Origin of the sequence: Massilia niastensis DSM 21313 (assembly GCF_000382345.1) — a bacterium.
In the GTDB taxonomy this organism is placed as follows: domain Bacteria; phylum Pseudomonadota; class Gammaproteobacteria; order Burkholderiales; family Burkholderiaceae_D; genus Telluria; species Telluria niastensis.
This window is the reverse complement of record NZ_KB908093.1, coordinates 77,546-96,242: the sequence shown is the minus strand read 5'-3', so window position 1 is coordinate 96,242 and position 18,697 is coordinate 77,546. Positions and strand designations below refer to the sequence as shown.

Here is an 18,697-nt window from a genome sequence, read left to right as displayed (position 1 = left end):
CCACTCGCCCGGGATACATGCCATGACTAGTCGCCCCACGATTGCGCGCTCAAGCGCGCTGAGCGCCTGCCTCGCGGCAGGGCTGGCGCTGGCCGCCGGCGCCCTGGCCGCACCGCGCGCCCCGGCCCCCCGTTCCGACAAGGCGCCCGCGGCGGGCATGGGCTGCAGCGGGGAAGTGGTGCGCCCGGCCCGGATGTCGCTCGACGCCGGCAAGTCGACCATGCTGAAGCTGCCGGAACCGGTGCGCCACCGCAGCGTCGGCAACCCGGGCGTGGTGCAGGCCATGCTGGTCGCGCCCGACACGCTGTATATCGCCGCCGTCGACGTCGGCGGCACCAACATGATCGTGCAGGGACGCAGCGGCCTGTGCACCGTGCTCGACATCGTGGTCGCGATGGACCCGACCGGACTGCAGGCGACCCTGGCCGCGGTCATGCCGGAAGAAAAGGACATCCGGGTGCTGGCCGCCGCCGATTCGCTGGTCCTGAGCGGCACCGTCAGCGATGCCGGCGCCGTGGCGCGCGTGGTCGAACTGGCGCAGGCCTACGTGCGCCGCCCGCTGCGCCGGCTGTCGGCGGCGGCCAGGGACGACACCGACGGCGTGATCGAGGTCGGCCAGCAGGGCGGCGCGGGCGGCGGCGCGGCGTCGGACCCCGCGGCGCGCGTGGTCAACCTGCTCGGCGTCAGCGCGCCGCAGCAGGTGCAGCTCGAGGTCAAGGTGGCCGAGGTCTCGAAGACCCTGCTCGAGCGGCTCGAATCGGGCACCCGCTTCAGTTTCGGTTCCGGCAGCTGGACCACGATGCTGGCGGCGAATTTCCTGAGCGGGATGACGCGCGGCGGCCTGTCCGGCGAGAAGACCAATGGCAACCGCTTCGGCATCGAGGCCGACAGGCAGGACGGCCTGGTGCGCATCCTGGCCGAGCCGAACGTGCTGGCGATCAGCGGGCAGGAGGGCACCTTCCTGGCCGGCGGCAAGTTCTACATTCCGGTGGCCCAGGACAACAACAAGATCACGCTCGAGGAAAAGGAATTCGGCGTCGGCCTGCGCTTCACCCCGACCGTGCTGGGCGGCGGGCGCATCAACCTGAAGGTCGCGCCCGAAGTGTCGGAGCTGTCGCGCGAGGGGATCGGCATCCGCGCCGTCGGCGTGTCCGGCACCGCGATCCTGCCGCTGGTGACCACGCGCCGCGCCAGCACCACGGTGCAGCTGCACGACGGCCAGAGTTTCGCGATCGGCGGCCTGGTCAAGAACAACCTGGTCACCAACCTGAAAGGCCTGCCCCTGCTGGGCGAGGTGCCGGTGCTGGGCGCCCTGTTCCGCAGCACCGATTACCAGGCCGACCGCACCGAGCTGGTGTTCGTGATCACCGCGCGCCTGGTCAAGCCGATCGTGGGCGCCGGCTATGCGCTGCCCACCGACAGGGTCGGCGCGCCGACGCGCGCCCAGCTCATGCTCGGCGGGCGCCTGGAAGGCGAGGCACCCGCGTCCACCACAGCGGCTGCCTCGACGCCGGCCATCGCGCCGCCGCCCGCGCAGACCAGCGGCGGCTTCGAACTGAAATAGGGGACGGCCATGTCAAGAATAGCGATGAGGACGCGTTGGATCATGCTGGCGCTGGCGGCTGCCATGGCGCAGGGCTGCGCGCAGCAGGGGCCGCGCTGGGAGCGCGAATTCGGCGGCGCGGTGCGCGCCAACCTGGCGGCGCAGGTGCTCGATCCCGCCGCCGGCGCGAACGCCGATCCCGCCAGCGGCGTCGACGGCCGCGCGGCGCGCGGGGCCATCGAGCGCTACCAGCGCTCGTTCGCCCTGCCTCCAGAGCCGGCCCCTTTGCTGGTCGGCGCGCAACAATGAAGTCCGGCCGCCACGCCAGCGCGGAGATCCCATGAGAGCGCTCCTGATCAGCCGCGACAGCCACCTGTACTCGGAGATCGCCTCCCAGGGCGCGGCCCGCGTGCCCCCGCTGCACCTGGCGGCCACCCGCTCCAGCATGCGCGACGCGCTCGACCGCCCGGAGACCGAGATCCCGCAGCTGGTCATCGTCGACGCCAGCGACATCGAGCCTTCCGAGGCCGGCCTGCTGGAACGCCTCGGACGCCAGTATCCGTCCGCCCACCTGATGCTGCTGACCGACCACCACCAGCCCGAGCTCCTGATCAACGCGATGCGCGCCGGCGTGCGCGAAGTGCTGCAGCTGCCGCTGGTGCACCGCGCCTTCCACGAATCGATGGACCGGATCTCCGCCGCCGCCGGCGTGTCCGCCATGCGCGACGGCAAGGTGCTGGCCTTCATCGCCTGCAAGGGCGGCAGCGGCGCGACCTTCATCTCGACCAATTTCGGTTATGCGCTGGCGACCCTGGCGGGCAAGAAGGTGCTGCTGATCGACCTGCACGGACAGTTCGGCGACGCCGCGCTGTACGTGTCGGACCAGAAGCCGGGCATGACCCTGTCGGACGTGTGCGCCCAGATCGCGCGCGTGGACGCGCCCTTCCTGGCGTCCTGCCTGGTGCACGTGACCGAGGGCTTCGGCGTGCTGGCCGCGGCCGACGACCCGGCCCAGGCCAAGGAGGCCAGGCCGGAGCACATCGACACCATCCTGCGCGTCGCGCGCCAGCACTACGACTACGTGCTGCTCGACGTCGGCCGCCAGATCGACGCGGTGTCGCTGCGCGCGCTCGACGGCACCGACACCATCTATCCGGTGCTGCAGCTGGCGCTGCCCGACATCCGCGACGCGCGCCGCCTGCTCGACATCTTCCGTTCGCTCGGCTACGTGCTCGACCACATCCGGCTGATCGTCAACCGCTACGAGAAGGGCGGCAAGCTGCGCCTGCAGGACCTGCACGCGGCGCTCGGCTGCGAAGTCGTGCACACCTTCCCGAACGACTACGTCGCGGTCACCGATTCGGTCAACCAGGGTGTCCCGGTGCTGCAGCTGTCGCGCTCCAGCGCCGCCGCGCGCAGCCTGGCCGAGATGGTCGAGCTGGTGACGGCGCTCCCGGTCCAGGAAAGCCGCGGGCTGTTCGAGCGCCTGTTCGGACGCGCGGATACCGATTACTGAGCCGACAACTGAGCATTGGAGAATCCATGTCCCTACGCGAACGCCTGGCGCAGTCGGGCCAGGAGCCCCCCGCCGGCGCCGGCCTGCCGGAGTCGGCCAACCAGGCCTACCAGGAGCTGAAGAAGCTGATGCACCAGATGATCCTGGACCGGATCGACCTGGAGCGCCTCAAGCGCCTGACCCCGGAACAGTTCAAGCACGAGCTGGCGCTGCTGGTGCAGCGCATCATCGAAGAGGAGCGCATCGCCCTCAACCAGCACGAGCGCCATCACCTGGTGCTCGATATCCAGCACGAGATGCTCGGCTTCGGGCCGCTCGAGCCGCTGCTGAACGATCCCACCGTCTCCGACATCCTGGTCAACACCGCCAGCAAGGTCTATGTCGAGCGGCGCGGCAAGCTGGAGCTGACCGAGATCAGCTTCCACGACAACGCCCACCTGATGAAGATCATCGAGAAGATCGTCTCGCGCGTCGGGCGCCGGGTCGACGAATCGAGTCCGATGGTCGATGCGCGCCTGCCCGACGGTTCGCGCGTGAACGCCATCATTCCGCCGCTGGCGGTGGACGGCCCGCTGCTGTCGATCCGGCGCTTCGGCGCCAGCCCGCTGACGGTGCAGAACCTGCTCGACTACAAGAGCCTGACCCCGCCCATGATGCAGGTGCTGGAAGGACTGGGCACGGCCAAGGTGAACATCCTGATCTCGGGCGGCACCGGCAGCGGCAAGACCACCCTGCTGAACCTGATCTCGGGCTTCATCCCGGCCAGCGAGCGGGTGGTGACGATCGAGGACGCGGCCGAGCTGCAGCTGCGCCAGCCGCACGTGGTGCGCCTGGAGACGCGTCCGCCCAACATCGAAGGAAAGGGCGAGGTCACGCAGCGGGCGCTGGTGCGCAACGCGCTGCGCATGCGCCCCGACCGCATCATCCTGGGCGAGGTGCGCGGGGCCGAGGCGCTCGACATGCTGCAGGCGATGAACACCGGCCACGAGGGCTCGCTCGCCACGATCCACTCGAACACCCCGCGCGACGCGCTGTCGCGGCTGGAGAACATGGTCAGCATGGCCGGCGTCAACCTGACCGCGCGCGCGATCCGCCAGCAGATCGTGTCGGCGGTCACGGTGGTGGTGCAGGTCTCGCGCCTGACCGACGGCACGCGCAAGATGGTCAGCCTGCAGGAAATCACCGGCATGGAGGGCGAGATCATCTCGATGCAGGAGATCTACCGTTTCGAGCAGCGCGGCGTGGACGGCGAGGGCAGGGTGCTCGGGCATTTCTGCGCCACCGGCGTGCGCCCGCGCTTCGCCGACCGGCTGCGGCTGTTCGGCGCGGCGGTGCCGGACGACGCCTTCGATCCGGACCGGATGTTCGACTGAGCGGAGGACGGCATGGACGCAGTGTTCTACGGCTTCGTGGTGCTGGTGTTCGCGGCGGTGATCCTGGCGACCGAAGGGATCTACCTGTGGTGGATCGGCAGCCATGGCGCGGCCGCGCGCCGCATCGCGCGCCGCCTGCAGGTCATGTCGGGCGGCGCCGGCCGCAGCGGCGAGCGGATCTCGATCCTCAAGCAGCGCCGCTACAGCGGCAATCCGGCGCTCGACCGGCTGCTGCACGGCATGCGCCTGGCGCACCGGATCGACGCCCTGCTGGTGCAGGCGGGATCGCGGCTGTCGGTCAGCCAGTTCGGCGCCTGGTCGCTCGGCTGCATGCTGGCCGCGCCGTTCGCGGTGTCGGCCTGGCCGGCGCCGTGGCCGCTGCGCGTCCTGCTGGCCGGCGCCGGCTTCGGCCTGCCCTGGCTCCTGGTGCGCCGCGCGCGCCGGCGCCGCCTGCTGCGCATCGAGCGCCAGCTGCCGGAGGCCGCCGACTTCATCGCGCGCGCGCTGCGCGCCGGCCACTCGTTCAGCAACGTCCTGCAAATCGTCGGCAACGAGCTGCCCGAGCCGCTCAGCCTCGAATTCCGCATCGCGCGCGAGGAAATCAACTACGGCGTGCCGATGAACGAGGCGCTGCACGGCATGGCCGCGCGCATTCCGCTGACCGACCTGCGCTACCTGATCATCGCCGTGCTGATCCAGCGCGAATCGGGCGGCAACCTGGCGGAAATCCTCTGCAACATCAGCCAGATCATCCGCGCCCGCCTCAAGCTGGTGGCGCACGTGCGCGTGCTGTCGGCCGAAGGCCGGATGTCGGCCTGGATCCTCGGGCTCATGCCGCTGGCGGTGATGGGCGTCATGCTGGTCACCAGTCCGGACTACGTCGGCATGCTGTGGAAGGACCCGGCCGGCGTCCGCATGCTCTGGTACGGCGCCGGGATGATCGTATTCGGGGTGTTCTGGCTGCGCAGGGTCATCCGCATCCGTCTCTGAGGCCGACATGAATCCAGCGCAACTGATCTTCCTGCTCATCGTCTTCATCGTCGTGTGCGCCCTCGGCTGGCTGGGCGTGGCGCTGTTCGCTCCGCTCGCCCTGCGGGCGCGCCTGGGCCGCTTCCTCGGACCGCCCGGGCGCGAAGGCGAGGCCGCGTTCGCGGCGGGCGGCTGGGTGGAGCGCCTCGCCAGCGTGGCCAGGCCCCTGACCCGCCTGTCGATTCCGGAGGAGGGCTGGGAAAAATCGACGCTGCGCACCCGCTTCATGAACGCCGGCTGGCGCCACCCGTCGGCGCCGACCCTGTATTTCGCCTCCAAGACCGGACTGGCCCTGCTGGTGCCGGCGTTGCTGGCCCCTGTCCTGTACCTGCACGGCGGCGCGCTCGGCGGCGGCGAGCTGCTGGCGGTCCTGCTGCTGGGCGTGGCGTTCGGCTACTACGCACCGAACGCCGCACTGGCGCGCATCGTCGCGCGCCGCCGGCGCGAGATCTTCGAGACCATCCCCGACGCCCTCGACCTCCTGACCGTGTGCGTGGAGGCGGGGCTGAGCCTGGAGCGCGCGATGGTCAAGGTGGCCGGCGAGATCCACATCAAGAGCCTGGTGCTGTCGCAGGAGCTGCAACTGGTGCTGATGGAGATGCGCGCCGGCTTCACCAAGGAAAAGGCGCTGCGCAACTTCGCGCTGCGCTCCGGGGTGGAGGATGTCGACACCCTGGTGGCGATGCTGGTGCAGTCCGAACGCTTCGGCACCAGCGTCGGCGACTCGCTGCGCGTGCATGCGGATAACCTGCGCTACAAGCGCCGCGTGATGGCCGAGGAGCGCGCGGCGAAGATCGGCCTGAAGCTGCTGTTCCCCCTGATCTTCTGCATTTTCCCCACCTTGATGATGGTCCTGCTGGGACCGGCCGCGATCCAGATCTCGCGGACCCTGGGCGCGCTGCCCGGCGCGCGCTGAACATGGAGCCTGCGATGCGAACCCTGACTGCCCTGTCCTTGCTGTGCGCCGGCGCGGCCGGCCTGCTGGCCTGCTCGCCGTACCAGGCGCGTCCCGAGGCCGCCTTCGCGGCGCAGGCGACCGACACCTACGTGGCCGGCCGCAACCACCACCTGGCGCGCCGCTACGACGAGGCGCGCGCCGCCTACCAGGCGGCGCTGGCGGCGCAGCCGGATCATGTCGACGCGCGCAACGGCCTGGCCACCCTGCATGCCGAGCAGCGCGATTTCCCGGCCGCGCTCAGGATCTGGCGCGGCCTCACCGACGATCTGACCATGTCCGCGGGAGCGGGCAAGGCCTACCTGTTCAGCAACCTTGGCCAGGCCTACTTCCTGAGCGGCGACTACGACAAGGCCATGGTCGCGCTGGAAAAGGCCTGCCTGCTCGATCCCCTCAGCCACCGTTCCTGGCAGCTGCTGGGGGAAACCCTGCGCAAGCTCGGACAGGAGGAGCGCCGAACAGATGCTGAAACAGGCCGCCGCATTGCGCCAGCACGACCTGCGCGCGGATTTCGCCAGGACCGGGACCAGGACCGCGGTCGCCGCGATCGGCCAGGCGCTGCAGGCGCAGGGGCGCGAGGAACCGGCCTGGGCCGAGGCGCGGCTGGTGGCCGGGGCCGACGGCATGCTGACGCTGCATCGTGGCGCGCCGCCCGCCGCGGCGGCCGCGCAGCCGGCGGAAGCGGAGACAGTGCGCCTCGAGATCAGGAACGGGAATGGCGTGACCGGCATGGCGCGCGCGCTCTCGCGCAAGATGGTCGCGCCGGGACTGATGGTGACGCGGCTGTCGAACGAGCAGGGCTTCGGCGTGCGCCACACGCGCATCGAATACGAGGCGGCCTACCTCGATGCCGCCCGCAAGCTGGCGCAGCACGTCGGCAGCGCGCAGCTGCGCGAGGTGCCCGAATGCGCACCGGCCGACCTGCGGCTGGTGCTGGGGCGCGACATGGCCGGACGGCGCCAGGCCTTCGTCAGGCAAGATGCATTGCGCACGGTTAGCATCGGTGTGCCGGTGGATACGCTGTGACCGATCCGGCGCGCCGCAGGGGCGGCGGTGACGTTGCGCTCAGGTATATTCAGCGTCACCTGTGCAGAAACCTGACACTTTGTAGCGTGCCAAACCCCGGTTGTTCTATGCTTGGACGATAGGCAGATCCGCCTATTTCCGGGAGCCCGACATGAAACTTGCAAAGCGTCTCCATCTCGCCCTGCCCGCCCTGGCCCTCGCCCTTCTGAGCGCCTGCGCATCGACCGGTACCCGCCAGGGAGCCGGCGAATATCTCAGCGACGCCTTCATCACCAGCCGTGTCAAGACGGCATTCGCTTTCGACCCACAAGTCAAAGCGACCGAAGTAAGGGTCGAAACGTACAAGGGAACCGTGCAGCTTAGCGGCTTCGTCGATTCGCAGGCGAGCGCGCAGCGCGCAGGCGAAGTGGCGCGCCACGTGAGGGGCGTGAAGAACGTCAAGAACGACACGATGATGCGATCGGGCGAGCCGGCAATCAAGCCCGCGCCGCCTGCCGTCGCAGCGCCGCAGCCGGCCCCGCAGCCGGCCGTCGCCACGCCGGAGCCGGCCGCCGCGGCGCCGCAGTCGGCGGATGCCGCGGCGCGCTCGGGTTCGGGTCAATAGCCGGCCTGGCGAGGCATCGCACCTGGGCAAGCCTTATTTCCAGCTGATCTTGCCCATGCCGCTGGTACTGGCGTTGCGCTTGGCCGGATTGCCGAACACGGTGGCCGAACCGAGGCCGCTCAGGCGCACGTCCGCAGCGCGCGCGGCGTGCACCGTGGCGCCGCCAAGGCCGCTCAGGTCGAGGTCGACCGTGTCGGCCTGCAGTCCCTCGGCTTCCAGGCTGCCGACGCCGGCCAGTTTGGCCTGCAGCAGCCTGGCCTGGCCAGTGACCGTCATGCGTCCGGCGCCGCGCAGGTTCAGGTCGACGCGTTCGGCGCGCAGGCCGTTCAGGGTCATGCCGCCGACGCCGCCGAGACGCGCGTCGACCTTGCGGTAGCCGCCGTCGACGGTGACGGCGCCGGCGCCGTCCAGGGCCAGCCGCACCGTGTCGCCCGAGAAGCCGGTGACGGTCGACGCGCCGACGCCGTGCGAGGCGAATTCGGACAGGTTCGGTACGGTCAGTTCGGCGCGCAGCCTGTGCTCCATGTCGCCCTTGCGGGTATTGAAGGATTCGGTGCCGATTTCCAGCGTGTCGCCGCGCTGCGCGGTGGTGATGCGCTGCACGTAGCGGCGGTCGCCGGACACCACCAGCGACGGCGTCGCGCCCTGGCGCACGACCAGGTCGACCACGCCGCCCAGCTTGACCTTGGTGACCTTGGCGTCGACGCTGCGGGTTTCGCGTACGGGTTCGTCGGCGTGGGCGGGGCTGGCGACCAGGGCGAGCGAGCCGGCGACGAGGGCTGCGGTCAACAGTGTTTGCATGGCGGTTCTCCGGATAAGTTTGCGATGGAAACAGAATAAGACAAGGCAGCCGGTGCGCCGCGTGGATTGCGACGGAATGCCTATTTGGCGGGATGGACCGCAGCGCAGCAGGAAGTCTGCGCCCTAAAAAAAAATGCCTGCGGATGCAGGCATTCTTGTGTGCGCAGGATGATTATCCGGCCGCCACCTTCTGGCGATGCAGGTTTGCATACTTCACGCCGAAGTACATGATGAACAGGTAGCATGCGGCAGGCGCCAGGAACGAGGGCTGCAGGCCGACGGTGTCGGCCAGCGCGCCCTGCACGAAGGGCACGATGGCGCCGCCCACGATCGCCATGCACAGGATGCCCGAGCCCTGGCCGGTGAACCTGCCCAGGCCGTGCAGCGCGGTGCTGAAGATGGTCGGGAACATGATCGAGTTGCACAGGCCGACCGCCAGGATCGCCCACATCGCCATGCTGCCTTCGCCGAAGACCGCCACCAGCACCAGCAGGATCGCGCCCAGCGCGGTGAGCGCCAGCGACTTGCCCGGGCTGACGTAGCGCATCACCGCAAAGCCGATGAAGCGTCCGACCAGGGCGCCGCCCCAGTACAGGCTGACGTAGTGCGCCGCATCCGCGTGGCTCAGGCCCGCGATGTGGCTCTCGCCGAGGAAGTTGATCAGGAAGCTGCCGATGCTCACTTCCGCGCCGACGTACAGGAAGATCGCCAGCGCGCCCAGCACCAGGTGGCGGTAGGCCAGCGCGCCGCCCCTGGCATCGGCTTCGGCCGCGCCAGTCGCATGGCTGATCTTCGGCAGGCGCGCAAGCGCGAACAGCACCGCCAGGATCGCCAGCGCCGCGGCCAGTCCCAGGTAGGGACCCTGCACTGCGGCCGCCTCCTGGGCGCGGTAGGCCGCCTGCTCGGCCGGAGCCATGGCCGCCAGCTGGTCGGCGCCGAGCGAGACCGCCGACAGGATCAGGATGCCGCCCAGCGCCGGCGCCACGGTGGTGCCGAGCGAATTGAAGGCCTGGGTCAGGGTCAGGCGGCTGGAGGCGGTGCGCGCCGGTCCGAGCACGGTGACGAAGGGATTCGCCGCCACCTGCAGGATCGTGATCCCGCTGGCCAGCACGAAGAAGGCGAACAGGAACAGGCCGTAGCCGCCCTGGGACGCCGGGTAGAACAGGGCGCAGCCGGCGGCCGCAATCAGGAGCCCGGTGACGGCGCCGCTCTGGTAGCCGATGCGGCGGATCAGGACGCCGGCCGGCAGCGACACGATGAAATAGGCGCCGAAGAAGCAGAACTGCACCAGCATCGCCTGCAGGTAGGTAAGGGTGTACATCGACTTGAGGTGCGGGATCAGCACGTCGTTGAGCGAGGTCAGCAGCCCCCACATGAAGAACAGGATGGTCACGATGACCAGTGCCCCGGTTTGCGGATTGTGCTCTGCGTCCGTGACGCCGGCGACTGCCGGGTTGGGTGCTGTACTCTGCATGGTGTCTCCGATGTAATTAAATTACAGTGTCGCGATAGTGTCCGACAGCATAGCCGAAACGCCGTGCCCTGCGAAATATTGTTCAGTAATTAGTCGCACTTCAGCGCACTTCTTCGCAACGCAGCGCCTGGGCGTGGCCCGCCGCGCCGCTCGCGCCCTGTTGCATTACTACCACCACCGGCCATTCTCCTGAGCCGCTCCTTCCACGCTTACCCTCTCCGGATGAAGATGCCTGGGCAGATGGTATTTTTGTCATCCTGCTGATACCCTGAGTAAATACAAGTTACTTCAGGGGATGATATGCCGTTGGGGACTACGAGTAACAGCCACAGGCGCGCGCCATGACCGGCGACGCCAGGGCGAACCGGCCCGCACCCGCGCGGGCGGTGGTCGGCAATTCCGCCGTCATGCGGCACCTGTGCGGCATGGCCGAACGTGTCGCGCTCACCCAGCGTGCGCTCCTGATTTGCGGTCCGTCCGGCGCCGGCAAGGAAGTCATCGCCCAGCTCGTGCACCAGCACAGCGCCGCCCGCGACGCGCCCTTCGTCGACGTCAACTGCGGCGCCATTCCCGAAGCCCTGTTCGGAGCCGAACTGTTCGGCTCCGAGCGCGGCGCCTATACCGGGTCGGTGGCCAGCCGCCGCGGCCACTTCGAGATGGCGAGCCTGGGCACGCTGTTCCTCGACGAAATCGGGGAACTGCCGCTCGCCCTGCAGCCGAAGCTGCTGCGGGTACTGGAAACACGGACCTACCGCGCGGTCGGCTCCAACGAGATCCGCCGTTTCGAAGGCCGCATCATCGCAGCCACCCATTGCGACCTGCCCGCCATGATCAGGGCCGGAAAATTCCGTGAAGACCTGTACTATCGCCTCGCGGTGTTCGTCCTCGAGGTGCCGGGCCTGGACCAGCGGCGCGAAGACATTGCCGACCTGGTGTCCCATTTCGCCGCCTGCCAGCCGCGCCGCCTGACCTTCACCCCGGCCGCGATCGACTTCCTGTGCAAGCGGCCCTGGCCGGGCCAGGTGCGCGAACTGCGCAATGCCATCGACCGCCTCGCCGTGCTGGCCGAATCGCCGATCGTCAACGTCGAGGTGTTGCACAAGTGCCTGCCGCACCAGGCGGCGCCGCAAGCGGTCGCGCAACCGCTGGCCGAGGCGCTGATGCGGCTCGACGGCGACAACAAGCTCGCCGCCGCCGAAAAGCTGCTGATCGACCACGCGCTGCGTCTGTCGGACGGCAACAAGGCGGCCGCGGCGCGCCTGCTCGGGGTCAGCCGCAAGGCCGTCGAGCGGCGCATGAGCGCCCGCGAGGACCGCCTGCAACTGGCGCAGCGCTGCCTCGACGAGGGAACGCGCTTGTCCGAATGCGCCGAATTCCGCGACGCCATCCCGGTGCTGCAGCATGGGCTCGACAAGCTGGCCGACGCCTCGCTGCAGGACGACCAGTTGCGCCTGCGCCTGGAGCTGCATCGCCTGCTGGCGGTGTGCCACCGCAGCGTGAATGGCTGGCTCAGCGTGGACGCGCGCAGCTGCTACCAGCGGGCGCTCGAGCATGCCCACGAGCTGGGCGACGAGGCCGAGGTGACGACGCTGCTGTTCGGCATCTGGAGCACGCAGCTGATGTCGCTCGAACTGGCCGCCGCCCGCGCCACCGCGCAGGAAATGCTGCAGCGCGCGCAAGGAAGCGCCCGCCCCGAACTGGTCCGCCAGGCGCACCTGGCGCTGGCCAACACCTTGTACTGGCTGGGCGACAGCCAGGAAGCGCTGGCCTGCCTGACGCGCGCCGGCCTGATCGGCGCCACCCTGCACGACGGCGCCGGCAGCCAGGGTTTCGACGTGGTCGACCTGGCCCTCACGCTCGAAGGCCTCTCCGCTTTCCAGATGGGCGCCTTCGGCCGGGGCAGGGCGGCATGGCACCGCCTGATCGTGCGCAGCGGCCCCGACAATCCGCACGCCTTCAACCGCGTGCTGGCGCTGCAGGGCGCGGCCTGGCTGGCCTGCATGTTCGGCGATGCGGAGCGGCTCGGCCCGCTGGCAAGCGACCTCGAAGCGGTCGCGCGCGAGCATGGCTTCATCTTCTACCGCGGCATCGGCCAGGTCTTTCTCGCTTGTACGCTGAAGCCCGGACGCACGCCGCTGGAGGCCGAAGCGGCGCTGGCCGACGGCTACGAAAAACACATGCTGTGCCAGGGCGGCTACCTGTTCAACTGCTTCCAGGCGTGGAAGCGGGGCGAGCTGCTGCTCGACGCGGGCGCCGCGGCCCAGTGCGAGGCGCTGATCGCGCAGGCGCTGGAACTGGCCATCACCCAGCAGGACCGCGCCTACCTCGCGCAGCTGATCGAGGTCCGTGCCCGGGCCCTGCTGGCCATGGGCGATGCCGCCGGCGCCGAGCGCGAGCTGCGCTCCGCCCTGTCCACCGCCGAAGTGCTGGGCGCCGTGCCGGCCCGCCTGAGCGCCTCGACCCACCTGGCGCGCCTGCTGGCCGATTCGGGACGCGCCGCCGAGGGCAAGGCCTTGCTGGGACGCTCCCTGCGCGGCGTGGAAGTCGACATGCGTGTGACCCAATTTGCCCAGGCCGCCGCGCTGCTGTCCGAGCTTGGCGCCGAAGGCTCCATCGCAGTACCTATGAAAGGACGTGTCCATGGCGTATGAGTTGCAGAAAACGGAACTGGATCCGCTGATACTCGGCGGTTGCTTCTTCGGCAGCGGCGGCGGTGGTACGGTCGAGTCCGCGCGCAGCCTGCTGGCCCACTTCGAGGTCGGCAGCTATTACCCGCGCGCTACGGTGCGCGTGGTCGGCGTCGATGAAGCCCTCGAGGGCGACACCGTCATGGTCGCCTACCTTGGTTCGCCCAAGGCCATCGACGGCGCGACCTATCCGGACGGTCCGGTGCAGGCGGTCCGGGAAATCATGGACCGGCTCGCCTCGCAAGGCCGCACACTCGCCTACGTCGTGCCGCCGGAGAGCGGCGCGCTCGGTTTCATCGTCGCCTGCCTGGTCGCCGCCAAACTGGGGCTGGCGGTCGTCGATGGCGACGGCGCCGGCCGCGCCGTGCCCTCGCTGCCGCAACTCACCTATGCCGCGGCCGAAGTCAATCCGCGCCCGGCCTTCCTGGTCAGCCAGTCGGGCCTGAGCGTGGAGCTCGATGTCAAGCCGCGCCAGGGCGGCAACGGCGGCCTGGCGCACCAGCAGGATGTCTCGGAAATGATCGACCAGATGATGCGTCCGATCGTCTCGGAGTCGGACTTCGCCCAGTTTGGCGGCCTGGCCATGTGGATCATGGCGCCGTCCGTGCTGGCAGGCGCGCTGCCGATCCGCGGCACCCTCACGCGCGCCCTGGACATGGGCAAGGCGCTGGCGGAGCGCCGCTTTGCCACCGCAACGCAAGTCGTCGCCCATCTGCGCGAGGCGTACGGCCTCGATGCCCAGGTCATCCACGGCCCGGGCGAGTTCGTGAAGGCCGACACCGATACCGGCGGCGGCTTCGACATCGGCCGTATCACCTTGCAAGGGAACACCGGCACCTGCACCGTGGTCTACCAGAACGAATCGCTGATGGCCTGGAACAGCGCTTCGCCCATGCCGCTCTGCATGGCGCCCGACAGCATCGCCTACTTCGTCGGAGGCGCGGGAGAGCCGGTGTTTTCCAATGGCGACCTGGTACAGGCCGACGGCTCGCTCAAGCCGGCGCTGAAGCACCGCACCGTCACCCTGATCGGCATCGGCGCCGATCCCGCGCTGCGCAAGCCGGGGGGACTCAACCTGGACAGCTTCATGAAGCTGCTGAAGCAGATGGGTTACTACGGCCCGTATGTCGCGCTCGGCGCGCGGGGAGGACAGGCATGAGGAAGGGCCGCATGCGCATCGCCATCCTGGCCCCGGTCGGCACCGACAAATATAACCAGCGCCTGTTCGAGGCCGTCAAGCCGGTGATCCCGCCCGACGTGGATGTCGAAGTGCGCAACCTGCCCGATGGCCACGACTGCATCGAGTACCGCGTCGACTGGCTGCAGAACGGCTATCCGGTCGTGCTGCTGGCCAAAAAGCTGGAGCAGGAGGGCTTCGACGGCATCTGGCTGAGCGACTTCGACATGTGCGGCGTCGAGGCGGCGCGCGAGGTGATCGACATTCCGATCATCGGCGGCTTCTCCAGTTCCGCCTTCACCGCGCTGGCGCTGAGTTCGCGCCTTTCGATCGTCACGATCCTGCAAAGCACGCTCGCCATGCAGCGCAACCACATGCAGGAATACGGCCTGGAAGACAGTTTCGCGTCGATCCGGGCGATCGATTGCCCGGTGGACCAGCTCGACAACCTCGACACCGTCATCGTCAAGGCCTTCCAGGCGGCGATGCTGGCCGTCAAAGAAGACGGCGCCCAGTCGATCCTGCTCGGCTGCACCGGCTTTGTCGGCGTCGCCGAGCGCGTGTCGGCGCTGCTCGAGGATGCCCTGCAGATGTACGTGCCGGTGATCGATCCGAACCAGGCCGGCTTCAGCATGCTGGTGTCCCTGGTGCGCATGCGCCTCAGCCAGAGCCGGGCCTGCTACAGCAAGGACAGGAGCGCCTGATCGTCCGGCGACTCCACGCCTGCCGGGGCCCGCTTGCGGGCCCTTCTTCATTCCTCCTCGTGCATGCGCATTTCCGTCCATCGGGCCAGCGCCAGGTGGACGAATTCGTCCATTTCGATCGGCCTCGGCGTCGCCGTTTCCAGCCGCTTTCCTTTCAAATCAATCGCTTGGCCAAGTGGCACAGGGCTTGCAGTAGGGACCGGGCGAGCTCGGCAATATTGCCGGACCGCTCGTCCACCAACCCATCTGGAGACTGCCATGTCAGCACCCGACTTTTCAGCTGTTAGCCTCGTTTTCCTCACGGCCGGCAACATCGACGTTCCCGGCGCACCCGTGTTGAACCTCGCGCTCCTGTACGACGGACAAACCGGCGCCGTCAGCGGTGAAGCCCTGGTCACGCAAGCCATCGCCCCGCCGGATGGGCGCCTGCTGGTGCGCAGCGTCAGCGGCGAGGTCCACGGTCTCGGCATCGGTGGCGCCACCCGCGTCATGTCGCTGCGCGGCGAGTACATCTACACCCTGCCGGCGCCGGCGATCGGCAGCATCAGCGAAAAATTCGAAGCGAACTTCGTCATGAACCAGCAGTGGGTCGGCCACGGCAGCTTCCAGTACGGCGGCAAGACGATCCAGAACGTCCCGATCAAGCCGCGCGGCTGATGCCGACACGCCGGGCATGGAGCCCGGCCTCATGCCGTGGAGGACGCGATGAATACCTTATCCGTACTGGTCGTGGTCGATGCGCTGGGCGCACTGTCCAGCGGCACGCTGATGGACAACGTCTACCTGGTCGACTCCAGCCGCTACCTGGGTTCGTGGCAGGAAGGCACCGACAGCCTGCATACCCTGTGCCAGGACGGGCAGCTGATCCGCTGGTATGCCACCGGTGTCAGCCCCGGCAGCAGGGTCGCCATCACGGGATTCGCCGGTCCCATGGCCGACCAGGGCATTTGCGTGCCGGTGTCGAGCGGCGGCGCGGACGGCGACTACTGGACCGGCCGGGTGGCAAGCCGCGGCAGCTTCGCCTCCTGGCCGTATGTCGTGAGCCTGGCGCTGGGCGGACAGGTCATGCGCTTCAGTCCGTACTTGAAAGTCGATTAACCATAACAAGGAGAATGCAATGAACACTATCGACGTACTGATCGTGGTCGATGTACAGGGCGCACTGGCTGGATCGCTGCAGGACAACGTCTACCTGATCGATACCAACAAGCACGTGGGTTCCGGCAGCGAAGGCCAGGCCGAACTGAAAACGGTGTGCAAGGACGGCCAGGTGATCAACTGGAGCGTGACCCCGGTGTCGCCGTCGAGCGACGTCAACATCACCAGGTTCACCGGGCAGATGATCGCCGACGAGATCTGCGTGCCCACGCCGGTGACGGCGCTGGGCGTCACCTACTGGACCGCGCGCGTCGAGGCGCGCGGCACCACCGGCGCCCAGCAGTATTCGGTCGAGCTGACCATGGACGGCAAGGCCATGAGCTTCGATCCCTTCCTGAGCATCGGCGGCTGACATGCTGAGCCCCGCAATCAACACGGCCAAGGACTTGCTGACGCAGGCGCTCAACGAAGTGATCCGTCTCGACAAGTACGCCACGTCCGCCGACAACATCGTCATCGGCAAGCTGCCTGCCGATCCCGACTGGCTCGCTTCCGTGCGCAGCCGCACCTCCCAGCTGGGCGACGCCGGCGTCGCCTGGATGATGGAAAAGCCCGACCTGTGGGCCACGGTCCTGGTGCAGTTCACCGATTACGTCACCGCCTTCCAGGGCGTGGCCGAGATGGCGCAAGGCGGCAAGATCACTACCTCGGCGCAATGGGTGGACCTGCTGTCGCATGTGCTGCTGCCCCAGCTTGGCCAGGCGGTGGCGCTCACCAACGCGGTCGACGTGCGGGTCCAGAAGGCCATGCAGCGCTTCTCGGTGATCCAGCCGCTGCTGGAAGCGAGCATCGACGAGGGATGGACGGAACTGGCGCACGAAGAGCAGCAGATGATCAAACTGGCTTCCGAGCTGACCCACCTGCAGGACAAGGTGGCGTCGCTGGAGTCGTCGATCACCAGCGGCGTCATCAGCAGTGGGCAGGGTGCGATCACGACCTCGGTCAAGACGATCTACAGCATCGTCACCGCAGCGGGCGCCGGGTTTTCCTTCCTCTCGCTGGGCGTGTCGGTGCTCACGGTCGGCAAGTCGTACTACGACCTGGTCACGGCGACCAACGAGATCGCGGACACCCTGACCGGGATCGCCGCGCTGCAGTTGCAAGCAAGCGAAGAGGCCCAGGCGGCGGCGGGCACCAAGCTGATCCTGCAACTGGTCTACAACCTGCAAAAGTCCTTCCTCGCCATCCAGCACGTGCTGCCGCAAATCAGTGCGATGTGGAACGCCGAACTGGAGAAGCTCCAGTCCGTCATCGAAGCATTGCAAAGTGGTGCCGATCCGCAGACCTACTTTGAAATTTTTTCCATCCCGACCGCCGCGGCCAACTGGCAGGCGATCAACGACTTCGCCATGGCCATTCCCAACCTCAAGCGCGAAGTCGGCAAGCCCGTACTGCTGAATCCGCTCGATCCGATCTGATTCACCCTCATCCCCATTCACCGAAAGGACATCACCATGCACGCAGTCGATCTCCCCCTCAGCAATGAACGCCGCGCCATCGCCGCCAGCAACGACAACGTGAACAGCACCGACACGCTGCAACAGAAGACCCAGCAGGCCTTCGTCACGCTCTCGCTCATCACCCAGGCTTGCCATGGCATTCTGAACACGGTGCTGGTGGCGCCGTCGCCCAAGCCGGCCTGGTTCGACGGGCTGCAATCCAAGCTCGATACCGCCAAGGCGCATGCCACCCAGTGGATCGACAACATCGCCCCTGGTGTCACCGGCGGCGTTCCGGTGCAGGTGATCAACTACGGCACCACCTACAGTGCATTCACCGCGCAGATCATGTCCATCGTCAACGCCCACCCGGACGCGCAAGGGGCCACCAACCAGTATGTGGTGCAGGTCAAGCAGCTGGTGGAAGCGCTGGACCAGTCGGTGTCGAACATCATCACCAATGCCGAAACGACCGCCCAGATGCTCAAGGAGTGGGGCGACCTGATGCAGAAGTCGCACGACGACCTGGTGACGGGGGCGGCGAATATCCAGAGCGCGGAAACGGATCTGGCGACGGACATCCAGAAGATGAACAATGCGATCTCCACGCTGAACGAGATGATCCACAAGGAAAACATCGCCATTGCGGCCTCGGCCGGCGGCATCGGCCTGGGCCTGCTGCTGCTCATCGCCGGCATCGCGCTGGCGCCTGAAACCGGCGGCGCATCGGCCTACCTGGTGGCCGGTACGGGCGCGGCGCTGATCATTGGCGGCTCCGTGACCTGGGGCGTGATGCAGGCCAAGATCGACAAGCAGTTCAAGGAAATCGCGGCCGACCAGAAAGAGCTGGACGACGACAAGCGCCAGCTGGTGGCGCTGCAAGGCCTGGCGAGCTCGTCGAACCAGTCGATCCAGTACGTCACCGATTCGACCAATGCCTTGTCCGACTTCCGCACCTCCTGGGCGGTGTTCCAGGGCGAGCTGCAAGGCGTGAAGGCCAAGCTCGACCTGGCCGAAACGAGCCTCAGCACCATCGTGCAGGGCGCCTTCACCACGGCGGCCGCCAACGAATGGGCCGACGCGACCAACTTCGCCGAGTCCCTGGCCAACGCACCCGTCAAGGTAGTGGCCAAGCAATTGCCGATGCAATCCCAGGCTGCCTGATCCGCCTGCCCGCCGGCCGCGCCGCGGCCGGCGTTTCACCATCGCCG

At 68.1% G+C, this 18,697-nt stretch carries 18 protein-coding genes and 1 pseudogene; 17 read left to right on the top strand and 2 right to left on the bottom strand.

Features of this window, described 5'->3' with window-relative positions:
* Positions 1-22: 22 nt before the first annotated feature.
* From H162_RS0112565 to H162_RS30700, 9 genes and pseudogenes are all read left to right on the top strand, one after another.
* Positions 23-1,564, top strand: coding sequence for a type II and III secretion system protein family protein (locus H162_RS0112565; protein ID WP_020653822.1), 1,542 nt, complete (start codon positions 23-25; stop codon positions 1,562-1,564).
* A 24-nt stretch (positions 1,565-1,588) separates the two neighbouring features.
* Positions 1,589-1,852, top strand: a complete 264-nt coding sequence (locus H162_RS0112560) for a hypothetical protein (protein ID WP_020653821.1) — start codon at positions 1,589-1,591, stop codon at positions 1,850-1,852.
* A 31-nt stretch (positions 1,853-1,883) separates the two neighbouring features.
* On the top strand, positions 1,884-3,059 hold the full coding sequence (locus H162_RS0112555) for a CpaE/TadZ family protein (RefSeq protein WP_020653820.1): 1,176 nt from the start codon (positions 1,884-1,886) through the stop codon (positions 3,057-3,059).
* Positions 3,060-3,085: 26 nt separating this feature from the next.
* Positions 3,086-4,432 (top strand): TadA family conjugal transfer-associated ATPase, encoded by a 1,347-nt coding sequence (locus tag H162_RS0112550; RefSeq protein ID WP_020653819.1) that lies wholly within the window; start codon positions 3,086-3,088, stop codon positions 4,430-4,432.
* A 12-nt stretch (positions 4,433-4,444) separates the two neighbouring features.
* A complete protein-coding gene (locus H162_RS0112545; RefSeq protein ID WP_020653818.1) occupies positions 4,445-5,422 on the top strand; it encodes a type II secretion system F family protein in 978 nt (325 codons plus the stop codon).
* A gap of 7 nt (positions 5,423-5,429) precedes the next feature.
* Entirely contained in the window at positions 5,430-6,377 is a 948-nt protein-coding gene (locus H162_RS0112540) for a type II secretion system F family protein (protein ID WP_020653817.1), read from the top strand.
* Positions 6,378-6,379: 2 nt separating this feature from the next.
* Positions 6,380-6,796 (top strand): annotated as a pseudogene (locus H162_RS35730) (tetratricopeptide repeat protein); the annotation flags it as partial.
* Positions 6,797-6,878: 82 nt separating this feature from the next.
* Positions 6,879-7,442 (top strand): LytR C-terminal domain-containing protein, encoded by a 564-nt coding sequence (locus H162_RS0112535; protein WP_020653816.1) that lies wholly within the window; start codon positions 6,879-6,881, stop codon positions 7,440-7,442.
* 151 nt (positions 7,443-7,593) lie between these two features.
* On the top strand, positions 7,594-8,046 hold the full coding sequence (locus H162_RS30700; protein WP_020653815.1) for a BON domain-containing protein: 453 nt from the start codon (positions 7,594-7,596) through the stop codon (positions 8,044-8,046).
* A 33-nt stretch (positions 8,047-8,079) separates the two neighbouring features.
* Here the strand turns inward: H162_RS30700 and H162_RS0112525 are convergent, their stop codons facing one another.
* Both H162_RS0112525 and H162_RS0112520 read right to left on the bottom strand, forming a co-directional pair.
* Positions 8,080-8,847 (bottom strand): head GIN domain-containing protein, encoded by a 768-nt coding sequence (locus tag H162_RS0112525; RefSeq protein ID WP_026354569.1) that lies wholly within the window; start codon positions 8,845-8,847, stop codon positions 8,080-8,082.
* A gap of 172 nt (positions 8,848-9,019) precedes the next feature.
* The gene (locus H162_RS0112520; protein WP_020653813.1) at positions 9,020-10,321 is read right to left on the bottom strand and encodes a sugar MFS transporter; all 1,302 of its coding nucleotides are present in this window, start codon (positions 10,319-10,321) and stop codon (positions 9,020-9,022) included.
* A gap of 341 nt (positions 10,322-10,662) precedes the next feature.
* On the opposite strand from H162_RS0112520, the gene H162_RS0112515 reads away from it, so the two are divergent.
* From H162_RS0112515 to makA, 8 genes are all read left to right on the top strand, one after another.
* Positions 10,663-12,972 carry a sigma-54-dependent transcriptional regulator gene (locus H162_RS0112515; RefSeq protein WP_020653812.1) on the top strand — a complete coding sequence of 770 codons (2,310 nt, stop codon included), beginning with the start codon at positions 10,663-10,665 and terminating at the stop codon, positions 12,970-12,972.
* Positions 12,962-14,167, top strand: coding sequence for a DUF917 domain-containing protein (locus tag H162_RS0112510; RefSeq protein ID WP_020653811.1), 1,206 nt, complete (start codon positions 12,962-12,964; stop codon positions 14,165-14,167). The genes H162_RS0112515 and H162_RS0112510 overlap by 11 nt, the downstream gene beginning before the upstream one ends.
* Before the next feature lie 11 nt (positions 14,168-14,178).
* Positions 14,179-14,889, top strand: coding sequence for an aspartate/glutamate racemase family protein (locus tag H162_RS0112505; protein ID WP_020653810.1), 711 nt, complete (start codon positions 14,179-14,181; stop codon positions 14,887-14,889).
* A gap of 258 nt (positions 14,890-15,147) precedes the next feature.
* Positions 15,148-15,546, top strand: a complete 399-nt coding sequence (locus H162_RS0112495) for a DUF1842 domain-containing protein (protein ID WP_026354568.1) — start codon at positions 15,148-15,150, stop codon at positions 15,544-15,546.
* A 48-nt stretch (positions 15,547-15,594) separates the two neighbouring features.
* A complete protein-coding gene (makC, locus tag H162_RS0112490) occupies positions 15,595-15,987 on the top strand; it encodes an alpha-pore-forming tripartite toxin MakABE regulator (protein WP_020653807.1) in 393 nt (130 codons plus the stop codon).
* Between the two features lie 19 nt (positions 15,988-16,006).
* Positions 16,007-16,399, top strand: a complete 393-nt coding sequence (makC, locus tag H162_RS0112485; RefSeq protein ID WP_020653806.1) for an alpha-pore-forming tripartite toxin MakABE regulator — start codon at positions 16,007-16,009, stop codon at positions 16,397-16,399.
* Position 16,400: 1 nt separating this feature from the next.
* Positions 16,401-17,465, top strand: a complete 1,065-nt coding sequence (makB, locus tag H162_RS0112480; protein WP_020653805.1) for an alpha-pore-forming cytotoxin subunit MakB — start codon at positions 16,401-16,403, stop codon at positions 17,463-17,465.
* A gap of 36 nt (positions 17,466-17,501) precedes the next feature.
* On the top strand, positions 17,502-18,650 hold the full coding sequence (gene makA / locus H162_RS0112475; protein WP_020653804.1) for an alpha-pore-forming cytotoxin MakA: 1,149 nt from the start codon (positions 17,502-17,504) through the stop codon (positions 18,648-18,650).
* The last annotated feature ends 47 nt before the right edge of the window (positions 18,651-18,697 follow it).

Bases quoted from the DNA above. Each gene is read 5' to 3' on its own strand.
- H162_RS0112495 (WP_026354568.1), top strand. From the start codon at position 15,148: ATGTCAGCACCCGACTTTTCAGCTGTTAGCCTCGTTTTCCTCACGGCC.
- H162_RS0112505 (WP_020653810.1), top strand. From the start codon at position 14,179: ATGCGCATCGCCATCCTGGCCCCGGTCGGCACCGACAAATATAACCAG.
- H162_RS0112525 (WP_026354569.1), bottom strand. From the start codon at position 8,847: ATGCAAACACTGTTGACCGCAGCCCTCGTCGCCGGCTCGCTCGCCCTG.
- H162_RS0112565 (WP_020653822.1), top strand. From the start codon at position 23: ATGACTAGTCGCCCCACGATTGCGCGCTCAAGCGCGCTGAGCGCCTGC.
- makC (WP_020653806.1), top strand. From the start codon at position 16,007: ATGAACACTATCGACGTACTGATCGTGGTCGATGTACAGGGCGCACTG.
- H162_RS30700 (WP_020653815.1), top strand. From the start codon at position 7,594: ATGAAACTTGCAAAGCGTCTCCATCTCGCCCTGCCCGCCCTGGCCCTC.
- makA (WP_020653804.1), top strand. From the start codon at position 17,502: ATGCACGCAGTCGATCTCCCCCTCAGCAATGAACGCCGCGCCATCGCC.
- H162_RS0112535 (WP_020653816.1), top strand. From the start codon at position 6,879: ATGCTGAAACAGGCCGCCGCATTGCGCCAGCACGACCTGCGCGCGGAT.
- H162_RS0112515 (WP_020653812.1), top strand. From the start codon at position 10,663: ATGACCGGCGACGCCAGGGCGAACCGGCCCGCACCCGCGCGGGCGGTG.
- H162_RS0112550 (WP_020653819.1), top strand. From the start codon at position 3,086: ATGTCCCTACGCGAACGCCTGGCGCAGTCGGGCCAGGAGCCCCCCGCC.
- makC (WP_020653807.1), top strand. From the start codon at position 15,595: ATGAATACCTTATCCGTACTGGTCGTGGTCGATGCGCTGGGCGCACTG.
- H162_RS0112555 (WP_020653820.1), top strand. From the start codon at position 1,884: ATGAGAGCGCTCCTGATCAGCCGCGACAGCCACCTGTACTCGGAGATC.
- H162_RS0112540 (WP_020653817.1), top strand. From the start codon at position 5,430: ATGAATCCAGCGCAACTGATCTTCCTGCTCATCGTCTTCATCGTCGTG.
- H162_RS0112510 (WP_020653811.1), top strand. From the start codon at position 12,962: ATGGCGTATGAGTTGCAGAAAACGGAACTGGATCCGCTGATACTCGGC.
- H162_RS0112560 (WP_020653821.1), top strand. From the start codon at position 1,589: ATGAGGACGCGTTGGATCATGCTGGCGCTGGCGGCTGCCATGGCGCAG.
- H162_RS0112545 (WP_020653818.1), top strand. From the start codon at position 4,445: ATGGACGCAGTGTTCTACGGCTTCGTGGTGCTGGTGTTCGCGGCGGTG.
- makB (WP_020653805.1), top strand. From the start codon at position 16,401: ATGCTGAGCCCCGCAATCAACACGGCCAAGGACTTGCTGACGCAGGCG.
- H162_RS0112520 (WP_020653813.1), bottom strand. From the start codon at position 10,321: ATGCAGAGTACAGCACCCAACCCGGCAGTCGCCGGCGTCACGGACGCA.